The organism is Nocardiopsis flavescens, from assembly GCF_900141985.1.
GTDB lineage: Bacteria > Actinomycetota > Actinomycetes > Streptosporangiales > Streptosporangiaceae > Nocardiopsis > Nocardiopsis flavescens.
Genome location: NZ_FQZK01000001.1, coordinates 961,174 through 985,279, shown reverse-complemented (window position 1 = coordinate 985,279; position 24,106 = coordinate 961,174). Strand labels below are relative to the sequence as shown.

Here is a 24,106-nt window from a genome sequence, read left to right as displayed (position 1 = left end):
AGGGTGACGACGTTGCCGGACTCGCCGGCGCGGGCGGTGCGCCCGCCCCGGTGCAGGTAGTCCTTGTGGTCGGTGGGCGGGTCGATGTTGACCACCAGGTCCAGCCCGTCGACGTGGATGCCGCGGGCGGCCACGTTGGTCGCGATCAGCGCGGTGACGTCGCCGCGCTTGAACTGGTCCAGGGTGCGGGTGCGCTGGGGCTGGCTGCGCCCGCCGTGCAGGGGCGCGGCCAGCACCCCGCTGGCCAGCAGGTGCTCGGCCATGCGGTCCACGGCGCGCTTGGTGTCCAGGAACATGATCACCCGGCCCTCGCGGGCGGCGATCCTGGTCGCGACGGCCTTCTTCTCCGCGGGGGAGACGTGCACGACGTGGTGCTCCATGGTGGAGACGGCGCCCTCGGACAGGTCGACCGAGTGCACGACCGGGTCGTTGAGGAAGCGGCGCACCAGGGTGTCGACGTTGCGGTCCAGGGTGGCGGAGAACAGCATGCGCCGCCCGCCCGCGGGGACCTCTTGGAGGATGGCGGTGACCTGCGGCATGAAGCCCATGTCGGTCATCTGGTCGGCCTCGTCCAGGACGGCGGACTCCACCCGGTCCAGGACGCAGTCGCCGCGTTCCATCAGGTCGCGCAGGCGTCCGGGGGTGGCCACGACCAGGTGGACGCCCTGGCGCAGGGAGCGGGCCTGGCGGTGGATGGGCATGCCGCCCACGACGGTGGCGGTGCGCACCCCCACCGAGCGGGCGTAGGGCTCCAGGGAGTCGGCGACCTGCTGGGCCAGTTCCCGGGTGGGGGCCAGGACCACGGCCAGGGGGCGGCGGGGTTCGGCGGTGCGTCCGTCCATGCCGGCGAGCAGGGCCAGGCCGAAGGCGAGGGTCTTGCCGGAGCCGGTGCGGCTGCGGCCCAGGACGTCGCGTCCGGCCAGGGAGTTGGGCAGGGTGGCCGCCTGGATCTCGGACGGCGTGGTCAGGCCCTGGCGGGCCAGGGTCCGCTTGAGCGCCTCGGGCATGTCCAGCGCGGCGAAGGACTCCGCGGCGGGCAGGGCCGGGGTGACGGTGACGGGGAGCGCGAACTCGCCGGAGGGGCCGCCGCTGCGCGGACGCGAGGGCGTGCGGGGACGCGGTGCACCATGGGCGGGGCGCTGTCGGCCATAGCCCTGCGCGGGGCGGCTGCGGCTCGTGCCGGTGGTGCGGTACGGATGACTCATGTGGGGCCTTTCGCCGTCGGAGTTCGCCGGGCGGGAGGCCTTGCGGCCTCACAGGGGGAAACCGGGTATGCCGGATGGATGAAACCTGTACGCCCGCCTGGAGAATTTCCGGGGCGCAGAGAACCGTTTCTGCAAATCAAGACCGGAGAAACGGTGGAAGGAAAATAAAAAAGACGGGGTCCGGCACCTGTAGGGCGGACCCCGTCGCGGGGGAGCGCGAACTCCCCTGGATCAGGCTTAGCGCAGGGTGATGTTCTCGGCCTGCGGGCCCTTGGCCCCGGCGACGGCGTCGAACTGCACGGCCTGGCCCTCGGCCAGCTCGCGGTAGCCCGTGGCCTGGATGTTCGAGTAGTGGGCGAAGACGTCGGGGCCGCCGCCGTCCTGCTCGATGAAGCCGAAGCCCTTTTCGCCGTTGAACCACTTGACAGTACCGGTGGCCATGGTGGCACCTCTCGCTCGAAAATGAAGAAAACCGCGTATGACGATTTCCCCGTCACCGCGGTGATCTCCCAGGGAAGCGGGGCTTCCACGGGTCCACTACTGCAACTCCTCAGAGGCTAGCACACAAATTTCTTTTCTCGCGTTTATTTGATGTGTCGCACGGCACCGGAAAACCTGGTACCGAAAATGAAAAATCCCCGCCGGCCGAGGTCCGGCCGCCGCCCGCGTCACGCTGGCATGCGGGCTCCGCCGCCCCGTCAGGAACGCTTCCGGTGGGATCGGGACCCGGCTCGCCCGGGCCGCCGCATCCGCCTTCGAAGCCGGTCAGGCTCGGCGCCGACGGTCTTTCGGCGGCTCGTCGCCGCTTCCGGGGCGCCGGTCCTCGTCCGTCCGGGAGACACGGGACGGACGGGCCCCGCACCGTCTCCCCGAGGGGGCGGCGGACTCCGGGGCTCGGGCCCGCCGCCCGCCCCGGCGGAGGACCGAGCGGCACCCGCGCGATCGGTGCCGTGCGCTTCCGGGCCGAGACGGCCGCGAGGCGTGGGTTCCGGGCCCGCCTGCGTCGCCGCCCGCGCGTGTCCCCCTAGCCGAAGGGGCGGGGTGAACTGGGAAAATTATCGTGAGAACGGAGAATAAGTCGGCATTCACACCGGGTGGCAACGGGGATGCGGAGCGCACCGGTGCGGATTTTCCGGGCGTGTCGCCGCAGAGGGACACGGGGGCCGATACATCATCGAACCCATGGAAGACGAACTCCCGATCGGTGGCGATGACGGTGGCGACGACGATGTGGCGGTGCGCCTGGTGGGCGGGCCGGTCTGTTGGGACGGTGTCGTGATCGAAGGCGTCTTCGACCGCTGGGAGATCTACGAGGTGCCCCTCCCGGAGGTGGGGGCGCTGCTGGTCGTCCCCGGGGGCGGTTCCCCGCGGGCGGTGTACGAGCCCCTCCCGGACGGGGAGCGCAGCGTCTGGCACTTCACCGGCTGGGAGTAGGGGCCCGGAACCGCCCCCGGGGTGCGGGCCGCCCCGGTCGGTGCGACCGGTTCAGCGCGAGGGTGCCGCGGGCCCGCCACGCCAGGGCCGTCTCAGTCTGATACAGCCTCGGTACCCCGGTGCCGTGGTGTCCGTGTGCCGTTGCGCGACTGCGACTGCGCGCCTGGGCCGCCGTCCGCGCGCCGGGCCCCGGGAATCGGTGCGGGGACGGCGACCGCTGGGGCGGGGGCGGTGCGCGCCCGGCCTCCCGCCGCCTGCACCGCACCCGACACCCGAGCCCGACACCCGTGGCCGCAACCGGTGAAAAGCGCACTCTGGCACGGCTCCCTCGGTACGTTCGTACAGCACGCCCACCTGCCCGGAGGCCGACCCATGCAGACCACGACCCTCGCCGAGATCGCCGCCGCCACCCGTGGAAGAGTCGTGGCGGCGGATCCCGCCGCCCCCGTCACGGGGATCGCCTACGACTCCCGCCGGGTCGCTCCCGGGGATCTGTTCGTCGCGCTGAACGGCGAGGGCCGGGACGGGCACGACTTCGCCCCCTCCGCCATAGGCGCCGGGGCCGTCGCGGTGCTGGCGTCCCGCCCCCTGGATGTGCCCGCGGTCGTGGTGGACGACCCCCTGACCGCCCTGGGCGAACTGGCTCGCGCCCACATCGGCGGGCTGCCCGACCTCGACGTCATCGCGCTCACCGGTTCCTCCGGCAAGACCTCCACCAAGGACCTCATCGCCCAGGTCCTCGAACACGCGGCGCCGACCGTCTACACCGAGGGGTCGTTCAACAACGAGATCGGCCTCCCGCTCACCGCGCTGGAGGCCACCGGCGCCACCCGCCACCTGGTGCTGGAGATGGGGGCCCGCGGCCAGGGCCACATCACCTACCTCACCCGCATCACCCCGCCGCGGATCGGCGTCGTGCTCAACGTCGGCACCGCGCACGCCGGGGAGTTCGGCGGCCCCGACATGACGGCCAAGGCCAAGGGGGAGCTGGTGGAGGCCCTGCCCGCGGCGGCCGACGGCGGTGTGGCGGTGCTTAACGCCGACGACGTCCGCGTGGCGGCGATGGCCGACCGGACCGGGGCGCGGGTGGTCACCTTCGGCATGGACCGGTCCGCGCGCGTGCACGCCTCCGACGTGGCCCTGAACGAGCTGGGCCGGGCGTCGTTCACCCTGCACACCCCCGACGGCGACGCCCGGGTCGTCCTCCAGGTGGTCGGGGAGCACCAGGTCTCCAACGCCCTGGCCGCGGCGGCCGTCGCCGAGGCGGTCGGCATGGAGACGGAGGAGATCGCGAACGCCCTCTCCGCCGCGGTGCCGCTGTCGGAGGGGCGGATGCGCGTGACCACCCGTCCCGACGGGGTCACCGTGGTCAACGACGCCTACAACGCCAACACCGACTCCGTGTCGGCGGCACTGCGCGCCCTGGCGCACCTGGGCCGGGACACGAGGGGCCGCACGTTCGCACTGCTGGGCGAGATGCGCGAACTCGGCGCCGGCTCGGCCGAGGAGCACCGCAAGGTCGGCGCGCTCGCCGCGGAACTCGGCGTCGACGTGGTCGCGGCGGTCGGGACCGACGAGGCCCGCGCCCTCGCGCAGGGGTACGGGACCGGCGCGCTGGTGCTCCCGGACAAGGCGGCGGCCCGTGCCTGGCTGGGGGAGTGCAGGTTCACGGAAGGGGACGTCGTGCTCGTCAAGGGCGCGAACTCGCTCAGGCTCGGCGAACTCGCGGACGCCCTCGCCGCGACCTGACCCTCACCGGCCGCGGGCGGGGCCCACGACGATGCCGCGCCCGGCGGAGAACGCCGTGAAGACCTCCGCCGGCGGGGTGGTCGCGACCGGCGCGGGCGTGTGCCCGGACGGGGTGCGCAGGTGGAGGAGGCCGTCCCGGTGGCCGAGCACCACCCGCAGGCAGGCCGTTCCGCAGGCGTGCCCGCAGCACCGCGCATTCTCCTCGGGGGAGGCGCCGCCCGACTCCGCCCAGGCCGATCGGTGCCGGGGTCGCGGCCCTGGTGGACGATGTCCGCGATGAGGTCGGGCGAGGCGAACCGGGTGACCGGGGCGACGTGGGAGTGCAGGGTGCCGGGGGCCGTGCAGGCCGGGCACGGGGGAGTACGGACACGGCGTACTCCGGGAGTCGGTAGGGGCTGTCCCGGGAGAGGTGATTTAGGGTGGTGCGCCCGGTGGCCGGTCGTGCGCGAGGCCCGGAGACCGCTGACAGCCGAACGCGCCGTTCGGGTCGGCCCGGTGGTGGACCGGTTGGCGACCGGGATCGCGTTCTCCGCGTTGCAGGGGACCCGGTGCGGGGGTGGGGGCCACGCTCTTCTTGAGCCCGAGGGGGAGGCCGTGGCAAAGTTGCCGGAACGCCGGTTCGTCTTCCAACGAAGTCGCATAACGCGGAGATAACGACCCGCGTTTGCCCAGGTCGTGAACTGTGAGCCCCGCGCACGCGGGGATGGACCGTTCGACAGGTTCGCCCCCTGCCGGTCCACGGTGTGAGCCCCGCGCATGCGGGGATGGGTCGGACGGACTGGGCCCGGCACCCCACACCCACCGCTCCCCTCGCACGACCGTCTGTGACAGTGTTCCGGGATGACCACCGACCCAGAACCGGCCCACGACGGACCCTCCTTCGAGACCGACCGCCTGCTGCTCCGCCCGTGGCGCGTGGCCGAGGCCGCGATCCTGCGCGAGCTGTGGGCGGAGCGCGATCCGCGGGTCCCGCCGCACCGCCGCATCGACGCCGGCGGGAACCCCACGCTCGCCGACCTGGAGGACTCGCTGCGCACCGACCGGCCGTCCACCCTCGGCATGCTCGCCATCGAACGCAAAGACTCCCACGACGTCGTCGGCTACTGCGGGCTGATCGACAGCCGGCACGGAGCGCCGGGAGAACCCGAGCTGGCGTTCGAGCTGCTGTGCCGGGCCTGGGGGCACGGCTACGCCACCGAGGCCGCGGGGGCGGTCCTGGACTGGGCGAGGTCCTCCGGCTACGAACGCCTGTGGGCGACGGTCCGGGAGTGGAACACGGCCTCCCGCCGCGTCCTGGCCAAGGTCGGCTTCGCCGAGACCGGACGCAGGGAGGAGGACCCGGTCCACGGGGCCATGCTGTTCACCACGCGTCGGCTCTGACCCGCGCGGCCCTCAGGACGGTGCCTACGGCCCCTGTACCGGCGACCCCTTCCCCGCGCTTCGTCCCCGCCCGACCAGCGCGGACCAGGTGTCCCCCAGGGTCAGTACCAGCGCCGCCGCCAGTCCGCCGAGCACCCACCCGCCGAACACGTCGGTCGCCCAGCCCGCGCCCAGGTACGCCACCGCGGCTCCGGCCAGGCCCGCCCACAGCACCGCCGCCGTCCACCAGGCCACCGCCCGGCCCCAGGTCCGCACCCGTCCGCCCGCCGCATGGGCGGTCACCGCGGCGACGGCGGTCGTGCACGCCACTCCCAGCGCCGGAAAGCCGCCCGGCGCGGAGGCCGCGACCACCGCCTCCCCGACCGGCGGCGGAGCGCGTCCGACCAGGGCGGCCACCGCAAGCCCGGCGCCCGCCGCGACGGCCCACGCCCCTGCGGCGCGTGCGGCGCCGCGCAGCCCCGAACGGGTGAGCAGCGCCCCCGTCCCGGCGAGGACGAGGGCGCCCCACACGCCGGTGGCCCGGTACACCGCGAGCAGCACCCGCGTGGCCTCGCCGTCCCGGTGCGCGGAGAGCCAGTGCAGGACCGGCCCGTCGCCGCGCACGGACTCCTCTCCCACGACCACGTCCTGGAGGAGCGAGCCGAAGAGCCAGCCCCCGGCCACCACCAGGACCGCGCCCACGGTCAGCTCCAGCCCCAGGACGGTGTGCGGGCGAAACCTCCCGGCCAGCCACTCCACCCCGCGTTCGTGGCGGGCGAGCACCCGGCGCACCCCCGGCCGCTCCGCCTGGCGCACGGCCCAGGCGCGCACGCGTTCGGGGTGGCGGGCGACCCACCGGGCGACGGCCACCACCGCCAGGACCGTCACCAGCGCCAGCAGCACCAGCACCACGGCCTCGCCGAAGATCCGTTCCACCCGCCGCCAGGAGTCGCCCGCCAGGTAGCCGACCAGGGTGACGGTGCCCGCCCACAGCACCCCGCCCAGGGCGTTCCCCAGGAGGAACCGCCGGTAGTCCAGGCCGGTGGCGCCCGCCAGGGCGGGGACGAGGGCGCGGGCGAACCCGACCCAGCGGCCGAGGAACACCGCGTGGACGCCGTACCTGCGCACGAAACCCTCCGCCCGTGCCCAGCGGGTGGGGCCGATGGCGCGCCCGAGCCTGCCGGTCGTCAGCCGCGGGCCCAGCCGCCGCCCGACGTGGAATCCCACGGAGTCGCCGGCCACCGCGCCGGCGATCCCGCAGGCGGCGACGGCGAACGGGTCCGCGTGGCCCAGCCCCGCCACGACGCCGGCCAGCAGCAGGCCGGTCTCCCCGGGAACGACCAGTCCGGCGAAGGTCGCCGCCTCGGTGAAGGTGAGGGCGAAGGCGACGGCGTAGACCACGGCGACCGGTACGGCCAGGAGCCACGCCTCCCACCCCGCCACGGTGCGGCTCCCTCCGGTCGGCGGCGGGGGCCTCCCCGGAGACGGGCGGCCCGGCCGGCTCCGGTCCCGCCAAGCGCGGCCGTCAGTAGCCCAGCTCCCGCAACCGCTCCTCGCCGATGCCCAGCGCGTGCCCGATCTCGTGCCGCAGGACCATGCTCACCTTCGCCTCGACCTCCTCCCGGGAACGACACACGCGCAGGATCGGCACCCGGTACAGCTCGATGCGGTCGGGCGGACTGCCGGGGACGCGCCGACCCCGCCGCGTGCGCGGCACACCCACGAAGCACCCCAGGAGCAGGCGTCCGGGACCGGGGGAGGAGGACGGACGGTCGCCGACGAGCAGCGCGACGTCGGCCATGGACCGCTGCACCCACGGGGGGAGCGCGGCGTAGGCCCGGCTCACCAGCTCCTCGAACGCGTCGAGGTCCATCGCCTCGCTGTCCATGCGCCGTCACCTCCGTGGAGCGCCCCCGCACGGACCGGGGACCGGACCCGCGGGACGCGGCCACCGGACGCGCGGACCGCCGCCGGGCGGGACCGCGGGCCCCGTGGGTGGAACGCCGGGGCCGGGCCGCGCTCTTCCCCGTTCCCGGGGGAGGCGCGTCGGACGGCCGCCCGGCCCGGCCCGGGCGACCCGGGCCGGGGCCGGTGCCGGGGCTCAGTCCATGAGGCGGTCGAAGATCCCGCGCAGGTCCGCCGCCGAGTAGTCGGAGTTGTACTCGCCCGGCACCGAGTCGAAGTAGTAGTAGTCGTACTCCAGTTCGGCGGGGCACGGGTCGCCGATCTCCGCGGTGTACTCCTCCACCGGCTCGCCGCTGCGCAGCTCGAAGGCCTGGACGGTGAACGCGCTGGCGTAGAAGTCGACACTCGCCACGTCCTCGAACGGGAGCGTCAATTGGTCCGCTCCCGGCTCGTAGGTGCAGGTCTGCTGGTACCCGCCCTTCTCGGGGCCCTCCACGCAGACCACCAGCACCGTGTCCCGGGCGGTGTCGGCCTGCCAGGAACCCGGGAAGTCGTACTCCTCGGGGTCCAGCCCGGTCAGGTGCATGGCGTGCGGTCCCTTCCCCTCGTACGCGGGTGCCGCCGGGAACGCGGCCGGGTGCGCGCAGTACTCCCCGGTGGCGAGCAGGCCCTCGGCCGAGCGCTCCGCCAGGGGGTGTTCGGGGTGGGCCGCCAGGAAGTCCCGGCGGGCCGCCGCCTCCTCCTCGGAGCCGGCGAGCCGGCCGAGGTCGTCCGCGCAGCGGAACAGCCGGACCGGCGCGCGCTCGGCCTGGGGTTCCATCGCCCGGACCAGAGCGGGATCCTCCCACTCCTGCGCGAGCAGCCGGTCGTCGATCTCCCGGGCCCGGCACGGGGGGATCTCGTCGAGGGCGGCGAGGAACGACTCCGCGACGGCGCCCGCCCGACCGCTCTGGCCGGGGGAGGACTCCAGTGTCTCCGAGAGCTGCGCGAAGGCCTCCTCCACGGTGTCCAGCGAGGGGGCGGGGGCCTCCAGCGCCTCATGGGTGCCCTCCTGCTCCTTCGCGCTCGCGATGACCCCGGCCAGCAGGAGGTCGGCGCGTTCGGGGCCCGCGCCGTCCCAGAGTGCGCCCGGCATGGCCTGGTACTCGTCCAGCATCCGGGCCGCGTCCGACCGGTCGGGGGTGTCCAGGGCGACGGAGAGCCGCATGCAGGCCCGCTCCTGCGCGGCGCCGCGCTCGGCGGCCGACCCGTGGACGAGTCCGTGGGCGGGGACGAGCCACCGCAGGGAGGCCAGCGCGCGTTCGCAGTCGCCCCCGGTGTGCGCGGCCTCGGCGTCGCGCAGGACCGCCCAGGTGTCGAGCCGCAGCCACGCGAACGCGACCAGGAGCACGCAGGCGGCCGTGAGCAGCCGGGTGCGCCAGGGCGGTCGGCGGGTGCCGTCGTGCCGGTCCGTGCTGTGCTCCCCGACCGCGCCGTCCTCCTGGAACGGGTCCCCGCTGTGGGGGCGCGTCAGACGCCAGGCGTGCAGGACCGTGCCCGCCCACACGAGCCCCAGCAGCACCCTCGATGCCGTGACGTGCGGGAACAGGGCGACGAGTGCTATCAGGGCGAGTGCTGTGACGCAGGCGGCCAGTGCGAGACGGCGGCGGCCCAGCAGGAGGTAGCCCAGACCCAGCAGGGTGGCGTTGCCGAGCAGCACGGAGGGGCGGTCGGGACGCGAGGCGGGGCCGGGGGTGCCGTCGGGGGCGGTGACGGAGTCGAAGTCGGTCTCGGGCGAGGGCGGGATGTGCTCGGGTTCCGTCATGGGGGGCTCCGGCGGTGACGAGGGGGTGACCGTGGGTTCTCAGACAACCAGATCGGCGCCGGATCCCCCACCGGAACGCCCTCACGGCTATCGCGGAGACCCCGTCCCGGGATGGGCGCCCGGCCCGTCACCCCGCCGGGGCGCCCCCGTCTCCCCGAACGCGTCACCGGTGCCCGCCCGCGTCCCCGGGGCGCAGGGCCTCCTCCAACAGGCCGGCGCCGGGGCCCGCCAGCCAGCGGTCGAAGGACAGCAGGAAGGGGAACTCGGCCCGCAGCGTGTCGAGGTCCGCGCTCCCCGCGAGCCTGCCCCCGGCGAGTTCCGCCAGCCGGCCGAGGGTCTCCTCCCGCGCCAGCAGTGCCTCCGGCAGCCGGCTGTAGCGGATCGGCCGACCGGCCGCCCTGGCCAGGTGCCGGGCCATGTCCTCGCCGGTCAGCGCGTCCCCGGCGATCTCCAGCGTCCGGCCGACGTACCGCTCGGGCGCGCCGAAGACCGCGGCGGCGACCCGGCCGATGTCGCGTACCGCGATCACCTGGTGGCTCTGGTCGGGCCCCATGAGAAAGGACATCCGCCCCCGGTCGAGGCCCGTGTCCGGTGCGACCAGGAGTTCCATGAACGTCGCGGGCCGCAGGACGGTGGCGGCGATGCCCAGGCCCCGGATGTGGGACTCGACGCGCATCTTGGTGTCCAGGTGCGCGACGCCCGTCGGGGTGGCCCCCACGACGCCCGCCGAGCTGTACACGAGATGGGCGACGCCGCTCTCCCCGGCGATGTCGGCGACGGTCGTCCCGAACCGCACCTCGTCCTCGTTGCTCACGACGGCGCCCGCCTGGCCCGCGTTCGGCTGGACGCTGAAGACGCCCTGGGCGCCGGAGAAGGCCGCGCGCAGCGACCCGGGGTCACCGAGGTCGCCGGGGACGGTCTCGATCCCGGCGGCGGCGAGGGACCGCGCCCGGGACCCGGCCGGGTCCCGCACGAGGGCGCGCACGTTCCAGCCGTCGGCCCGCAGCGCCGCGGCGACCGATCCGCCCTGCTGTCCCGTGGCTCCCAGGACGACGACGGTCCCGGTGGCGGCGGTGCGGCTCTCGTCGGTGGAGTCGGTGTTCTCGGTGGGCATGGTCGGTCCGTTCTGCCAGGTGGGAAGTGGATAGGGGAGGGGTGGCGGAAGTTCCGCATGAGGGCGGGGCGTGCGAACGCCCGAGGGGTGCGGCGGCGATCCGGAGTTCCGTGGAAGCCGCTCGCGGCCCGCGTTCGCTACGCTAAAACCTGACACCGGCGTCAGGTGCAAGTCGGCTGGGGAACCGCTTCGGGGGGGCGGGGTGCGGATCGGAGAGGTCGCCGCCAAGGCGGGCGTCAGCGTCAGGTCGCTGCGCTACTACGAGCAGCAAGGGCTGCTGCACTCCACGCGAAACGCGGGCGGTCAGCGCCGGTACCCGGCCGGGGCCGTCGAGCAGGTCCGGCTGATCCAGGAGCTGTACTCCTCCGGTCTGCCCAGCAGGGCCATTCGCGAGCTGCTGCCCTTCGCCGAATCCGGTGAGGTGCCGGAGGAACTGGTGGAGCTGCTCGCGGCCCAGCGCGACCGCCTGGACCGGCGGATGACGGACCTGAGGGACATGCGCGAACGGTTGAACGGGTGCATCGCCGAGGCACGCGGATCCCGGCCGGGCGCCTCCGGCTGACGGCAGCGGTTCCGAGCGGGGATGGGTGGGTGTGGCGGCTCTGCGCCCGGCCCTTGAGCCGGTGCTGTTCCCCGTGGCAGAGTTGCCCGGAACGAGGGTCGGTCTCTCTCCGGATTCGCATAACGCGGAGATAACGTCTCACGTTTTCGCAGGTCGTGAACTGTAAGCCCCGCGCACGCGGGGATGGACCGGGCACTCGCCACGGCCCTGGAGGCCGCTGGCCGTAAGCCCCGCGCACGCGGGGATGGACCGGCGTGGATGGTGTTGGCGGCCACGGGCACGTGGTAAGCCCCGCGCACGCGGGGATGGACCGGAGATCCCCGCCCCCGTGGTCGGTGAGCACCAGTAAGCCCCGCGCACGCGGGGATGGACCGGCGATGTCTGCGAGCGGGTCGCCGGGGTCGGGAGTAAGCCCCGCGCACGCGGGGATGGGCCGATCCCGGCCTGGGTCGCGCCCAGCTTCATGGAGTAAGCCCTGCGCACGCGGGGATGGACCGTAGTCCGGCGCCAGCGGCTCTTCGCAGGTGTTGTAAGCCCCGCGCACGCGGGGCTGGACCGCAGGACCCGCTGCCCCCGTGCGAAACGCTCCTGGCTCGTGTGGCCGAGGTGCGCCTTGGAGTCCGCGCTCGTCGGTGTCGTCCGCGTGGGTCCCGGCCCCCGGTGGCCCGGGCCTGCCCGGGGGTCTCGGACGGGTGTGTCGCGCACGGGCGGCGTTCGGCGTCGGCGCGGAGCGGACCGGCCGGATCAGCCGGTACGGGTACACCGCGCCGGTGGGCGTCGCGGGGTTCGGCGCGCACCGACGCCGAGGTTCCGCACCCCGGTCAGCGCCGCACCGGCGCCTCCCGGTCGGCTTCCGGGACCCCCGCTTCCCCGCCGGTCACTTCCCCGGCGGGCGGGTAGGCGTCGCGCAGGCGTTGCAGGGTCGCCGCCACCACGGTGCGGACCTCCGTCTCGTGCAGCGGCGCTGAGAACAGCGCCGAGCTGAACGAGAAGCCCTCGACCAGGGTGAACAGCAGCAGCGCCTCGCGGTGCAGTGCCTCCTCGTCGATCCGGCGGTCGGCCAGCGCGTCGCGCAGCAGCGAGCGGACCACCTCCTCGCCCGCACGGGACGTGGCCGCGATGTCGGCCGCCAGCTCCGGGTCCGTGCGCGCCATGACGCGGTACTCGACGAGTGCGGCGTTCTCCCGGCGCTCCTGCTCGCTGGTCGGCGCGGCGAAGGCGATCGCGTCCACGATCCGGGCCACCGGCTCGGCGGACATCGTCGTGTCGCGGCGCGTGACGCGCTGCATGAGGACGCCCAGCGTGAAGCGCATGACCTCGCGCAGCGTGTCTCCGAAGTAGTGCCGGATGCTCCCGATGGCCAGCCCGCTGCGTGCGGCGATCCGGGCGAGGGTCACCGAGCGGATCCCGTGCTCGGCGATCTCGTCGATCACGGCGTCGGCGACCTGCTCCCGGCGGACGTCCGGGTCGACTCTCTTGGGCATGGCGCCATCCTAGTCGCTTTCTGGCATGCGTGTGCTACTTTTTATGGCATGGAGATGCTAAATAGATGTCGCGGCGGCGCCCCGACCCGGATCGGCCCCGGGCGGGATCGGACATGAACGACCGGTACGACCCCTGGACCGGTGCGGGGTCCGAGGACCCCCACGGCTTCGACGGACCCGACGGACCCGATGGCCTCGACGGGCTGGGCGGCCTCGACGGCGACGCGGGCGCCTGGTCCGCACCGGACCCGGCGCCGGGCGCGCCGCTGCCGCCGTTCCGCCCCTCCCTCGCGCTGGAGCGCACACGGTTCGCGATCGGCCTGGACGACGCCTCGACGGCGACGGTCGACGTCGACCACACGTCGGGCCGGGCCTCGCTCTACCGGGACGGACGCCATGTCCGGACCGCGGACATGCCGGTCCGGTTCCCGGTCGGAACCGCTGGCATCGAGGTCGCCGCGAGCAGGTACGGCATGCAGCGGATCCACCTGGTCGGCGCGGACGGCGGCCCGCGGCGCCTGGAACCCGCGCCGGGGACGCCCGAGCACTGGCGCGCCCGGCTCTCCCGTCGGCACCCCGGGGTGGGGCGCGCCCTCGCCGTCGGCGCCGTCGTCGTGCTGGCGGTCAACCTGCTCCTCCTCGCCCCGCAGCTGCTGGAATCGGCCACCCACCTGCCGCTCTGGGCCGACCGCCTCACCCCGTTCGTCTCGCCCGTCGACCTGCCGGCCTGGGCGAACACCGCTCTCACCGCCACCGCCGCCCTCGCGGGGATCGAACGGGCCCTCACCTTCCGCCACCACCGGCTCCTGGACGCCGAGACCGACGGGATCGCGGACTGACACCCCCGCGGCGACCGGCCGCACCGCTGCCCGCCACCGGGCGTCCCGGCACCCCTGACCCGAGAGAACGCACAGCCGACCGCCGCCCCCTCGTCCGCGACCGGGGCCCGGAACAGGAGCAACGCATGCGATCACACCCCCGGCCCCCCGCCCGACCCCGGCACCGCACGACGGTGCTCGCCGCAGCCGCCGCGGCCGTGCTCCTCCCGCTCGCCGGGTGCGCACCCGCCGCTCCGCCACCGGACCCCGGCGCGGACCCCGGCCTCGGCTCCTACCTCGGACAGGACCTCGCCTGGAGCGGGTGCGAGGACACCGCCACGAACGCGGCCGACGCCGAGCTGTTCGCGAACCCGGCGCTGGAGTGCGCCTCGGTCGAGGTGCCGCTCGACTACGACGATCCGGACGGTGAGAGGGCACGGATCGCGCTCCTGCGCCTGCCCGCCACGGGTGCGTCCGAGGGGTCGGTGCTGGTCGACCCGGGCGGCCCCGGTGGGTCCGGCACCACCTTCGTGGCGTCCGTCCTGCCACTGTGGCAGGCGAGCCCCGTCGCCGAGCGCTTCGACGTCGTCGGCTTCGACCCCCGCGGCGTCGGGTCCTCGACCCCGGCCCTGGACTGCCACACCGACGAGGAGTACGACGCGGGCGACGTGCCGCGGTTCGGCGCGGTGTACGAGGTCACCAGCGCCGAGGAGGCGGCCGAACTCGCGGAGCGCTGCACCGAGGGCTCCGGCGGCGTCGAGAACCTCGTCAACGCCGGGTCGGTGAACGTCGTGCGCGACATGGACGTCATCCGCGACGCGCTCGGCGACGAGAAGCTCACCTACCTCGGCTACAGCTACGGTTCCGAACTCGGCGCCATGTACGCCGTGGCCCACCCCGAAAGGGTCCGCGCGATCGTGCTCGACGGCGCCGTCTCACCCGATCTGACCGCGAGCGGGTTCCGCCTCTCCTCGTTCGCCGGCCTCCAGGCCCGGTTCGACGACCTCGCCGCGTTCTGCGCGGACTCGCCCGACTGCGTCCTGGGCCCCGACCCCGCCGCCGCGAACGACCGCCTGCACGAGATCGTCGAGCCGCTCGTCGAGACGCCGGCGCCGACCGCAGACGGCCGGAACCTGAACGTCTGGGACGTGTACCTCGGCATCAGCGGCGGCCTGTACTCCGAGGCGAAGTGGCCCGAGGTCGTCTCCGCCCTGGCCGCGCTCGACGCGGGCGACCCCGAGGAGGCGCTCGCCCTGCGTGACACCTTCTACGCCCGGACGGCGGACGGTGCCTACGGCATGGACTTCGACACGAACATCGCCGTGCGCTGCATGGACGCGCCCCGGCTGACACCGCGGGAGCAGACCGCGCTGGCACGCGAGGTCGGGGAGGTCGCGCCGATGTTCGACCTCGACGTGTTCACCGCGGGGAGCTACCACAGCGAGTGCGAGGCGTGGCCCGAGCCGCCGACCCGCGGCGAGCCCTGGCTCGACGGGGCCGAAGGCCTCCCCGAGACGCTCGTCGTGTCGGTCACCGGCGACCCCGCCACGCCCCACGAGGGCGGCGTCGCGATGGCGCGGGCCCTGGGCGCGGGCCTGCTCACGGTCGAGGGTAAGCAGCACGGGGCCTACCTGCTCGGCGGCAGCGCGTGTGTCGACGACGTGGTCGAGGCCTACCTCCTCGACCTCCGATCCCCGCCCGCCGGCGCCCGGTGCAGCCTCTGACCGTCCCGGCCCGGGGCGCGGCGGCACCGCGGCCGGTGCCGCCGCCCCGCCGCTCCGGCCCTCCCCGCCGTGCCGCACGCCGGTCCGCGACCCCGTCGGTGCGCGGCGGGGGCCGGGCCCGCGGGTCCGCCCGCCGGGGTCAGAGCCCGGCGGCGGGGTCCAGGAGCGCGGCCCGGCCCTCCATCCAGTTCTGCCCGGTCAGGCGCCGGAAGATCTGGACGAGGTCCTCCCCGAAGTCGAAGGAGGGGTCCAGCAGCCACTGGGCCTGGAGGCCGTCCCAGGCGGCGACGAACTGACGGGCCACCCCGGCGGGGTCGAGGCCGGGGTGGGCCGTGCCCGCCCGCTGCCGGTGCCGGACCACCCCCGTGAAGTGCTCCACCGCGCTGCGGTGGTGCCGGGTGATGAACTCCTGCGCCGGGTGGCCGGGGGAGGTGGCCCTGCCCAGGAGCACGGTGTGCAGCCGCATGATGTGCGTCCGCTCCATCGTGGTCTCCACGAACCCGCGCAGGTCCTCCAGGTCCATGCCGGGGTCGGAGGTGAAGGGGCGCAGCCCCGCCTCCTCGTCGGACAGCTCCAGGGCGGCGACGAGCAGGTGCTCCTTGGTGGGGAAGTGGTACAGGGCGGTGGCCTCGCTCGTCCCGACCCGCCGGGCGATCCCGGCGGTCGTCACCCTCTCGTGGCCCTCCTCCAGCACCGTGTCGAGCACCGCGCGGGCGATGCTCCGGCGGCGCTCGGCCGAACGTGCGTAGGGGCCGCGGGGGCCGGAGGGGGCGGTGCTCATGGTGATCACTCTAGGCCGACCGGAAAACCCGAGTCCACTCAGCTTCTTCGGGCGAAGCGCTCCTTGTCCTGGCCATGAGCGCGGATGTACGCTCTAGCCCACCTTCGAAAACCTGTGTGCACTCAGTTTTCCCGCGCCCGTGCCGACGGTCCGCCCCCGGGCCCGGCGGGCACGCCCGCGCCCGTCCCCGGCGGGGGCGGGCGCGGGGCCGCGCGCCGGAGCGGATCCGCCACCGAGACAGAGGAGTCCCACCGTGACCACACCACCCGAGACCGGCCCGCACGGCCTCACCCTGGAACAGCAGGCCGCGCTGGGCAGCGGCGCCGACTTCTGGACGACCGAGCGGGTCGGCGGGGTCCCCTCGATCGTGCTCACCGACGGCCCGCACGGCGTGCGCCGCCAGGCCGGGGCGACGGACCACCTGGGCCTGTCCGCCAGCCTGCCCGCGACCTGCTTCCCGCCTGCCGTCGGGCTGGCGCAGAGCTGGGACCCCGAGCTGGTCGGCCGGGTGGGCTCCGCGCTGGGCGCCGAGGCTCGCGCCCTGGGGGTCGACGTCCTGCTGGGGCCGGGGATCAACATCAAGCGGGATCCGCGCGGCGGCCGCAACTTCGAGTACTTCTCCGAGGACCCCCTCCTCACCGGGACCCTGGGCGCGGCCTGGGTGCGCGGCCTCCAGGACAACGGCGTGGGAGCCTCCCTGAAGCACTTCGCCGCCAACAACGCCGAGCACGACCGCATGCGCTCCAGCTCCGACGTCGACCCGCGCACCCTGCGGGAGATCTACCTGCGGGCCTTCCAGCGGGTGGTGCGCACGTCCCGGCCGTGGACCGTGATGTGCTCCTACAACCGCATCAACGGCGTCTACGCCTCCGAGAACCACTGGCTGCTCACCACGGTCCTGCGCCACGAGTGGGGCTTCGAGGGCGTGGTCGTCAGCGACTGGGGCGCGGTCGCGGACCGCCCGGCCGCCGTCGCCGCCGGACTGGACCTGCAGATGCCCGGCGACGGCGGCGCGAGCGACGCCGCGCTCGTGGCCGCGGTCCGGGACGGCTCCTGCCCGGTCGGGGCCGTCGCCGCCTCCGCCTCCCGGGTGGCCGATCTGGCGGCGCGGGCCGAGCGGAGCCGTACGCGGGCCCACGGGGCGGGGCTGGAGGAGTCCCGCGCCCAGGAGCACCACGCCCTCGCCCGCGAGGTCGCGGCGCGCTGCGTGGTCCTGCTCAAGAACGACGGCGACCTGCTGCCGCTGGCCCCGGGCGGATCGGTCGCGGTCATCGGCGAGTTCGCCGCCGAGCCCCGCTACCAGGGCGGGGGCAGCTCGCACGTGAACCCGACCCGGCTGGACGTCCCCCTGGACGAGATCCGCGCCCTGGCCGGTGCGGACGCCGTCACCTTCTCCCAGGGCCACACCACCGCCGCGGCCACCGAGGAGGAGGTGCGGGAGCTGCGCGGCGAGGCGGTGCGCGCGGCGGGCGCGGCCGACACGGCGGTGGTCTTCCTCGGGCTGGCCGCCCACCAGGAGTCCGAGGGCTTCGACCGCGACCACATCGACCTGCCCGCGGAGCAGCTCGCACTCCTCGCCGCCGTCACCGGGGCCCAGCCCCGCACCGTCGTCGTGCTCTCCCACGGAGGAGTGGTCGCGCTCGCGCCGGTCGCGGACCTGGCTCCGGCGCTGCTCGACGGGGCCCTGCTGGGGCAGGCGGGCGGCGGAGCGATCGCCGACGTGCTCTTCGGCCGGGTCAACCCCTCCGGCCGCCTGGGTGAGACGGTGCCCCTGCGCCTCCAGGACACCCCGGCCTACCTGAACTTCCCCGGGGAGAACTCCGCGGTGCTGTACGGCGAGGGGCTGTACGTGGGGTACCGCTGGTACGACGCCCGCGAGACGGAGGTGGCCTTCCCCTTCGGGCACGGTCTGTCGTACACGGAGTTCGCCTACTCCGACCTGCGGCTGGAGCAGGGGGCGGACGGGATCACCGCGCACCTGACCGTGACGAACACGGGCGGGCGGGCCGGCCGCGAGGTCGTCCAGTTCTACGTCTCCAAGCCCGGGTCGCGGGTGTCGCGCGCTCCCAGGGAACTCAAGGGCTTCACGTCCGTGGCCCTGGAGCCGGGGCAGGGCGAGCGGGTCTCGGTGCTGCTCGCCCGGGAGGACCTGGCCTATTGGGAGGTCCGGGCGGACCGCTGGATCGTCGAGGGCGGTGAGTACACCGTGTCGGCCGGGGCGTCCAGCCGCGACCTGCGGGTCTCCGCCCCGGTGGAGGTCGAGGGGGACGAGCTGCGCCTGCCGCTGACGCTCGACTCCACGCTCGGGGAGGTGATGGCGGACCCGAGGGCCGCAGCGATCCTCGCCGAGCACCTGCCCGCCCCGCAGGGCGACGACGCCGGGCAGGCGATGGGGGTGGACATGGCCCGCATGATGGAGTCGATCCCCCTGGGGCGCATCGCTGCCCTGGGACAGGCCGACCTCGCCTCGCTGCAAGCGCTCGTCGACGGCATCAACGGGGAAGGCTGAGGGTAAGGGCCGGTCCCGGGGGCCGCGCGGCGGGCCGGCCCGCCGCACGGCGACGGGTCCGCACCGTCCCGCGGTCGCCCGGCCGGAGGGAATCGCTGCCGCCCAGGGTCGAGCGGGGTGGGGCGGTGGGAACTCTCCCCGCTGCACCAGTGGGGGTTGCCCACCCGCCTGGAGCCTTCAGCCCCAGCCGGAGGGTGTCGCTCCCGCCGCAGGTCGCGCGGGGTAAGGCCGCGCGCTCCCATCCGGCCCGGCCACAGGGGGTGTCGGGACACGCTCCCGCATGCCTCGCCCGAGGGGGTGGGACGGACGTGGAGGTTTCCAGGAGGGTCACCCGTTGGGGAGGGCGGTCTGTGGTCGCGCCCGGCCAGAACCTTTGGTTTCCAGGACGGTCACCGCTTGGGAAGGTACAGACCGGCGGAGCCGGATCCGCCCCCACGATGTGAGGGGCGGCAGACCACCAGGTAAGAGCGTTGGTTGCACGTCCGGGGTGGTGGGGGTGTGCTGTCCGGGGGCGGGTCCGGGCGAGGCCTGCCCCGCCCGACCATGCGGGAACGGAGGAAGGGTCCGACCGGGGTCGCGCGGTTGCTCCCGACCTCGCTTGGAACACCAGCCCCAGACGTAGTAACCAGCACCCAAGTGCCCTCCCGCACCACGACGCACCGAGGCCGCGAGCACGCAGGTGCGCGCGGCCCTCACCCCCGCGTGGTCGAGCGAGCAGGCACGCGCGGCCTCACCCCGCGCGACCTGCCGTGGGAGCGACACCCTCCGGCTGGGGTCGGGGGCTCCGGGCGGGTGGAGAACCCCCAGTGGTGCGGTGGGAGGGTGTTCGCGGCCTTCACCCCCATGCGCCCGGGGAGGGAGGTACGCCCACCTGAAACCCCCTGGAGTCGGGGCATGGATCAACGCTGACCGGCTGTGTCCGGGGCCCAGAGACAGTGCACGTTTCACCCCCTATGGCGTTGGGAGGGCATGGGTGTGCTCTACGTACGGGCCGCTCCTCGCGCGCCTGGTCCTTTGCAGGGGGCATTCCTCCCGCCGCTGGGTCTGAGCTGGGATCGCCTCGCTCGACCCAGCCCCGGATGACACCCCCACCACCGGCGACGTGCGCCCAACGCACCGCCCCTGCGCTCTGCCGCCCGTCGACTGCGCCGGGGCCAGGTCCACGCTCCGCTGGCCGCCGTTCCCAAGCGGCCGAGCTTCTGGAAAACTCCGGTCGAGCTCTCACCCCCGCGACCTGAGCAGGGAGCAACGCTCTACGGCTGTGGCCGGGCACCCCGATCGGGTGGAAAACCATGTGGCGCAGGCCCCCGGTCCGCCGACCGGCAGTGGCCGGGCGCTCCGGTTCCGCCACAACACCCTCGACCCCGACGATTCGCGTGACGTACTGTTCGACGGATGGGCCGACGGACCGAAAGGGGCGGGGCCATGACCCGGCGGAAAGACAGGGAGCCCCTTCTCCTGCGGGCCGCGGAGAGGCCGCTCCTGGGCACCGTGCCCCGTGCCCCGTTCCTGCGCGAGGACACGGCAGGGGGGCTCCCGGCATGAACACGGCGTCCACGGATGGCCGGGACCGGGCGCCGACGCCACGAACGCGGACGCGGATCCGTCGCTGGTCGCGGTGGCAGGACGTCTCCGCGGTGGTCCTGCTGATCGGCACCGTGGTGTTCGTCGCGGCGATCCCCGTGGGCATCTGGCTCTGGATCGCGGGGACCGACCGGCCCGAGGTCTTCTACTGGCTGTGCGGCTCCGGCGTGGGGGTACTCCTCATCGGCACCGCCATCGACGCGGTCTCGGGTCCCCGGCTCGCCGACGCCCGGTTCGCGGACGGACACCGCACGGTCGGCGTGATCGAGGAAGTGGTCGAACTGCCCTGGAACGACGTGGACGGCAACCCCACCTTCGACCTCGCGGTCCGCGCCACGCCACCGGGGCGGGCCGTGCTCCGGCGCACCCTTCACTGGGGTGCGGGGGACGCGTCCGGTCCGGACGAGGGCTGGGTGGGGCGGGCGGTCCGCCTGCGCCACAACACGTGCGACCCCGACGACCGGTCCGACGTGCTCTTCGACGGCTGGCCCGACACGGAGGACGGCCGGTGATGGGGAACGGGCGCTCCCGCGGGCCGTCCCGGTCGGCAGACCCCCGGACGGCCGGGAGCAGTCTCGCCGCCGGCGTGATCGACGACGCGACCGAGGACGGCCCGAGCGACGTGCAGGGCCCCGACATGCTCTCCATCACCGCCGAGGTGCCGGGTCACGGGGTGCTGCGCCGGAGGGTCGTCTGCCCGCTGTCCATGCCCGGCAGCGGTCGTCGGCTGGTCGGCCGGGCCGTCGGGTTCCGTCACCGAAGGCTCGATTCCGACGACGTGGACGACATCGTCGTCGTCCGGTGGCCGGACGAGGTCGCCGAAGCCCTGGAACCGTTCCGCCCCCAGGGTCCCGGAGCGTTGCGCGCACGGGCCTGGAGGTTTCTTGCCGGGTGCGGCGCGGTGACCGCGGTGGGCGGCATCCTGCTGACCGTGGTGCTGCTCATCGGCATCGTCTCCACCGGCGGTGAGCTGTTCGCCGACCTTCCCCCCGGGTTCCGGCCGGGCGTGGCGCTGGCGGTGAGCGCGGGTGCCGTCGTGCTGGGGCTGTGCGCGTTCGCGTTCTGCGAGACACGCATGAGCCGCGCGCTGTCTTCACCGGACCCGCGCCGGGCTCCGCGGTGACGTGCGGGGGAGGGGCGTGACGTGGGACGGCCGGCGGACGTGACCGGTCCCGTCCCCGGCCGGTCGTGACGGGCCGCGCGACCCCGAGGCCCTGGAGAAGTACCCGAAGGCACCGGAGGGGTCGCCGAGCTGATACCGGCCTTGGACGGCGCGGTCGGCACCACCGGGGTCACGGGCGCGGGGCGGCTCCACGACCCCGGCGGCCGGGAGGGTGCACGGTCGTCCCGCCGCGGTGCCGGCCCGTTCCCGCCGGCTCAGGCCTGCGTCAGCTTGAGGGACACATAGGAGTCGATCCCGGTCCAGCGGGTGTGCTTGACCTTGCGGCGCCGGTACTCGGTGAAGCCGAGTGTGGCGTAGAGGGACAGGGCCGCGGTGTTGGTGTCGGCGACGTCGGCCAGCACGTATTCGGTGTGGCCGGGCAGCGCGAGCAGGTGGGTGATGACCGCCGTGGCCACCCCCTTGCCGCGGTGCTCCGGTGAGGTGGCCACGAACTCGATGGAGGCGGTGCCCTCCTTGAGGTCGGGCACCGAGCCGGTGAACTCCGAGCGGAACACCAGGTCGCCGATGGTGCCGCGCACCAGGCCCAGGTGGCGCCGCAGTTCCGCGCCCCGGTGGCGGACCGAGGGGCGCACACCGTCGGTGCACGCCGCGATGCCGGCGGGTCTGCCGTCGATGAGCGCCACGTGGAACTCCTCTAGGACCAGCATGTGCTCGAAGGCGTTCACGAGGCGGCGGTGGTCCTTGGACAGGCTCGTGAAGTCGTCGGCGAAACCGTGGACGAACACCTCGGTGATCGGGCGCCGGTACTCCTCGCCGAGTTCGGTGGCCGCAACGACGGTGATCATCGGTCATCTCCTGTCAGGAATCCCACGAGCACGTCCGCGGTGGGGAGGGTGAAGGCGGCGTTCCGCGGCAGCGCGGCCAGGCCGCCGACGGCGGCGAAGTAGCAGGTCGCCAACTCCTTGGGGTCGCCGTCCCGGAAGCAGCCCGCGCGCTGGCCCCGCGCGACCAGCCTCTCGATGGCCCCGACCAGCGCGATGTGCTGCCGGATGAGTTCGCGGACCTCGTCAGGCGGGTCGGGAAGGGTGAACGCCTGGTTCATGAGCTGGAAGAACTCGCCGAACCCCGCGTCGGACCGCAGGTCGGTGAGCATCCCCTCGGTGAACTCGCGTATCGCCTCCTCAGGGGAAGAAGCGGTGTCGAAAGCCCGGGCCGCGTGCCGGAGGCCCTCGGCGCCCTGGGCGACGAGTTCGGCGAACAGCGCCTCCTTGGTGGGGTAGTGGCGGTACAGCACGCCCGTGCTCAGGCCCGCCTCCCGGGCGATGTCGCGCACGCTCGTGGCGGCGTAGCCATGGGAGGCGAAGAGGCGCAGCGCGGAACGCGTCACGCGCTCCCGGGTGGCGGCACGCAGCGCCTGGTTCTGTTCTTCGGTTCTGGGCATCGCCGTCCCTGTGTTTTTTGAATGAACTGATGTTCATCCTAAAGCATGCGGCAGGAGCCCCGTGCCCGAACGGGCTCCAGGGAGTCGTTCCCCTTCTTGGAGCCCCCGGCCACGACCGGAGGGCGCCGCTCCCACCCCAGGCCGCGCGGGGTGAGGCCGCGGGTACCTGTCGGCCGCGCAACCGGGGGTCGTCCACCCGCTTGGAGCGCTCGACCACGGCCGGAGGGCATCGCTCCCACGCCGGGTCGCGCGGGGTAGGGCCGCACACACTTGCCCGGCCCGCCGCAGGGGGTGTCGGGGCACATTCCCGCGTGCTCCGCTCCAGGGGGTGAGACGGACGTGGAGGTCTCCAGGACGGTCACCCGTTGGGGAGGGCGGTCTGTGGTCGCGCCCGACCAGAACCTTTGGTTTCCAAGACGCCCGCCGCTTGGGAAGGTACAGACCGGCGGAGCCGGATCCGCCCCCACGACACAACGGGCGGTAGACCACCGGGCAGACGCGTGGGGCGCATGTCCCGGGTGGTGGGGGTGTGCTGTCCGGGGGCGGGTCCGGGCGAGGCCTGCCCCGCCCGACCATGCGGGAACGGAGGAATGGTCCGACCGGGGTCGCGCGGTTGCTCCCGACCTCGCTTGGAACACCAGCCCCAGACGTAGTAACCCGCACCCGGCCGCCTTCCGTCACCCCGAGCGAGCAAGGGGTGTACGTCTTGAGCCCGCGGTGCGCCTCGTGGCACAGTTGCTCCGGGCGTAGGTTCTGACTCCTCGCGTTCGCATAACGCGGAGATAACGGCTCGCGTTTTGCCTGGTCGTGAACTGTGAGCCCCGCGCACGCGGGGATGGACCGCCGAAGGAGCCCCAACCCCATGACCTCGAAGCGTGAGCCCCGCGCACGCGGGGATGGACCGGCATTGACACCACAGACAATCTGCGGCCCAGGTCGGCGCGACACCCTCCCGCTGGGGTTGAGCACTCCGGGCGGGTGGGCAACCCCCGGAGGCGGGGCGGGGCAGGTACGCGCGGCCTTCACCCCCGTGTGTCTGGGGAGGGAGGTACGTCCTACCGAAACCCCCTGGAGTCGGGGCATGGATCAACGCTGACCGACTGTGCCTGGGGCCCGAAGACAGTGCACGTTTCACCCCCTATGGCGTTGGGAGGGCATGGGTGTGTTCTACGTTCGGGCCGCTTGTCGCGCCCACCGCCCTTTTCAGGGGGCATTCCTCCCGTCTCAAGGGCTGGGGTGGGATCGCCTCGCTTGACCCAGCCCCGGATGACACCCCCACCACCCCGGACGCGCGCCCAACGCGCAGCACTGCAAATCTGCCGCCCGCCGACTGCGCCGGGGCCAGGTCCACGCTCCGCTGGCCGCCGTTTCCAAGCGGCTGAGCTTTTGGAGAACTCCGGTTGAGCTTTCACCCCCGCGACCTGAGCGGGGCGCGACACCCTCCGGTTGTGGCGGAGGTCGCGGTCCGCTGACCGGCTGTGGCCGGGCGCTCCGGTCGGGTGGAAGACCG

General features: G+C 74.1%; 20 protein-coding genes and 1 CRISPR repeat array. Of the genes, 9 read left to right on the top strand and 11 right to left on the bottom strand.

The window, feature by feature from the left end; translation table 11 throughout:
• Both BUE45_RS04475 and BUE45_RS04470 read right to left on the bottom strand, forming a co-directional pair.
• A partial coding sequence (locus BUE45_RS04475; RefSeq protein ID WP_073375484.1) for a DEAD/DEAH box helicase occupies window positions 1–1,205 on the bottom strand: 1,205 nt, incomplete at its 3' end.
• Between the two features lie 237 nt (window positions 1,206–1,442).
• Entirely contained in the window at window positions 1,443–1,646 is a 204-nt protein-coding gene (locus BUE45_RS04470) for a cold-shock protein (protein ID WP_017542737.1), read from the bottom strand.
• Between the two features lie 741 nt (window positions 1,647–2,387).
• Here BUE45_RS04470 and BUE45_RS04465 point away from each other — a divergent pair.
• Window positions 2,388–2,639: a hypothetical protein gene (locus tag BUE45_RS04465; protein ID WP_073375153.1), complete on the top strand. Its 252-nt coding sequence runs from the start codon at window positions 2,388–2,390 to the stop codon at window positions 2,637–2,639.
• Window positions 2,640–3,011: 372 nt separating this feature from the next.
• Complete coding sequence (locus BUE45_RS04460; RefSeq protein ID WP_073375151.1) at window positions 3,012–4,388, top strand: UDP-N-acetylmuramoyl-tripeptide--D-alanyl-D-alanine ligase; 1,377 nt, start codon at window positions 3,012–3,014, stop codon at window positions 4,386–4,388.
• A gap of 3 nt (window positions 4,389–4,391) precedes the next feature.
• On the opposite strand, the gene BUE45_RS33195 is transcribed toward BUE45_RS04460, so the two are convergent.
• Window positions 4,392–4,538 (bottom strand): hypothetical protein, encoded by a 147-nt coding sequence (locus BUE45_RS33195; protein WP_245832763.1) that lies wholly within the window; start codon window positions 4,536–4,538, stop codon window positions 4,392–4,394.
• A gap of 690 nt (window positions 4,539–5,228) precedes the next feature.
• Here BUE45_RS33195 and BUE45_RS04455 point away from each other — a divergent pair.
• Window positions 5,229–5,768 carry a GNAT family N-acetyltransferase gene (locus BUE45_RS04455; protein ID WP_073375149.1) on the top strand — a complete coding sequence of 180 codons (540 nt, stop codon included), beginning with the start codon at window positions 5,229–5,231 and terminating at the stop codon, window positions 5,766–5,768.
• 24 nt (window positions 5,769–5,792) lie between these two features.
• Here BUE45_RS04455 and BUE45_RS04450 read toward each other — a convergent pair whose 3' ends face one another.
• From BUE45_RS04450 to BUE45_RS04435, 4 genes are all read right to left on the bottom strand, one after another.
• On the bottom strand, window positions 5,793–7,190 hold the full coding sequence (locus tag BUE45_RS04450; protein WP_073375146.1) for a DedA family protein: 1,398 nt from the start codon (window positions 7,188–7,190) through the stop codon (window positions 5,793–5,795).
• A gap of 82 nt (window positions 7,191–7,272) precedes the next feature.
• Entirely contained in the window at window positions 7,273–7,635 is a 363-nt protein-coding gene (locus tag BUE45_RS04445) for a metallopeptidase family protein (RefSeq protein WP_084736886.1), read from the bottom strand.
• Between the two features lie 213 nt (window positions 7,636–7,848).
• Complete coding sequence (locus tag BUE45_RS04440; RefSeq protein WP_073375144.1) at window positions 7,849–9,456, bottom strand: hypothetical protein; 1,608 nt, start codon at window positions 9,454–9,456, stop codon at window positions 7,849–7,851.
• 163 nt (window positions 9,457–9,619) lie between these two features.
• Window positions 9,620–10,570, bottom strand: a complete 951-nt coding sequence (locus BUE45_RS04435) for an NmrA/HSCARG family protein (RefSeq protein ID WP_073375142.1) — start codon at window positions 10,568–10,570, stop codon at window positions 9,620–9,622.
• Between the two features lie 202 nt (window positions 10,571–10,772).
• Here BUE45_RS04435 and BUE45_RS04430 point away from each other — a divergent pair, with 202 nt between their 5' ends.
• Window positions 10,773–11,132, top strand: a complete 360-nt coding sequence (locus BUE45_RS04430) for a MerR family transcriptional regulator (RefSeq protein ID WP_073375140.1) — start codon at window positions 10,773–10,775, stop codon at window positions 11,130–11,132.
• Between the two features lie 162 nt (window positions 11,133–11,294).
• Window positions 11,295–11,691: a CRISPR direct-repeat array (repeat unit 30 nt; unit sequence GTAAGCCCCGCGCACGCGGGGATGGACCGG).
• A gap of 262 nt (window positions 11,692–11,953) precedes the next feature.
• Here BUE45_RS04430 and BUE45_RS04425 read toward each other — a convergent pair.
• On the bottom strand, window positions 11,954–12,616 hold the full coding sequence (locus BUE45_RS04425) for a TetR/AcrR family transcriptional regulator (protein WP_073375138.1): 663 nt from the start codon (window positions 12,614–12,616) through the stop codon (window positions 11,954–11,956).
• Window positions 12,617–12,729: 113 nt separating this feature from the next.
• On the opposite strand from BUE45_RS04425, the gene BUE45_RS04420 reads away from it, so the two are divergent.
• Both BUE45_RS04420 and BUE45_RS04415 read left to right on the top strand, forming a co-directional pair.
• Window positions 12,730–13,455, top strand: coding sequence for a hypothetical protein (locus BUE45_RS04420; protein ID WP_084736884.1), 726 nt, complete (start codon window positions 12,730–12,732; stop codon window positions 13,453–13,455).
• A 125-nt stretch (window positions 13,456–13,580) separates the two neighbouring features.
• Window positions 13,581–15,158 (top strand): alpha/beta hydrolase, encoded by a 1,578-nt coding sequence (locus BUE45_RS04415; RefSeq protein WP_084736882.1) that lies wholly within the window; start codon window positions 13,581–13,583, stop codon window positions 15,156–15,158.
• Window positions 15,159–15,297: 139 nt separating this feature from the next.
• Here BUE45_RS04415 and BUE45_RS04410 read toward each other — a convergent pair whose 3' ends face one another.
• On the bottom strand, window positions 15,298–15,939 hold the full coding sequence (locus BUE45_RS04410) for a TetR/AcrR family transcriptional regulator (RefSeq protein ID WP_073375475.1): 642 nt from the start codon (window positions 15,937–15,939) through the stop codon (window positions 15,298–15,300).
• 253 nt (window positions 15,940–16,192) lie between these two features.
• On the opposite strand from BUE45_RS04410, the gene BUE45_RS04405 reads away from it, so the two are divergent.
• The 3 genes from BUE45_RS04405 (at window position 16,193) to BUE45_RS04395 (ending at window position 21,155) form a co-directional block, all read left to right on the top strand.
• Window positions 16,193–18,448 (top strand): glycoside hydrolase family 3 C-terminal domain-containing protein, encoded by a 2,256-nt coding sequence (locus BUE45_RS04405; RefSeq protein WP_073375133.1) that lies wholly within the window; start codon window positions 16,193–16,195, stop codon window positions 18,446–18,448.
• Between the two features lie 1,637 nt (window positions 18,449–20,085).
• Window positions 20,086–20,544 (top strand): hypothetical protein, encoded by a 459-nt coding sequence (locus BUE45_RS04400; protein WP_073375131.1) that lies wholly within the window; start codon window positions 20,086–20,088, stop codon window positions 20,542–20,544.
• Window positions 20,545–20,618: 74 nt separating this feature from the next.
• Window positions 20,619–21,155: a hypothetical protein gene (locus BUE45_RS04395; RefSeq protein ID WP_143173255.1), complete on the top strand. Its 537-nt coding sequence runs from the start codon at window positions 20,619–20,621 to the stop codon at window positions 21,153–21,155.
• A 254-nt stretch (window positions 21,156–21,409) separates the two neighbouring features.
• Here BUE45_RS04395 and BUE45_RS04390 read toward each other — a convergent pair whose 3' ends face one another.
• On the bottom strand, window positions 21,410–22,000 hold the full coding sequence (locus BUE45_RS04390) for a GNAT family N-acetyltransferase (protein WP_073375129.1): 591 nt from the start codon (window positions 21,998–22,000) through the stop codon (window positions 21,410–21,412).
• Complete coding sequence (locus BUE45_RS04385; protein WP_073375126.1) at window positions 21,997–22,596, bottom strand: TetR/AcrR family transcriptional regulator; 600 nt, start codon at window positions 22,594–22,596, stop codon at window positions 21,997–21,999. Before BUE45_RS04385 ends, BUE45_RS04390 begins: the two co-directional genes overlap by 4 nt.
• Window positions 22,597–24,106 lie beyond the last annotated feature (1,510 nt).